Annotated in this window: 1 protein-coding gene; it reads right to left on the bottom strand. The window is 53.0% G+C overall.

The features are described from left to right. The coding region (locus tag AC3XQU_RS25145; RefSeq protein WP_489876802.1) for a DUF4265 domain-containing protein at positions 1–230 on the bottom strand (230 nt) is incomplete at both ends.

Genomic DNA, 230 nt, shown 5'->3' with positions numbered 1-230 from the left:
AACGAACGTGTAGCTCTCGTCCGTTTCGACAACATCACCCAGCGACAGGTCATAAAGAAAAAACGGTATGCAACAAATCTCGAACTCCAGGTCTCCAACCTGCCGCGCCCACAGTTGCTCTGTCCTTCCCTTCTCTTCCAGGTTGGCACCTATAACGAAGTTGGCCTGCTCCCGCCAAACGGGACGTTCATGGGTGGATTCTGTCGACGGTGAAGTACTCATCATGGCTG

It is taken from the genome of Telluria sp. AZSoR62 (assembly GCF_058111565.1).
This window is presented reverse-complemented; position numbering and strand designations above follow the sequence as displayed.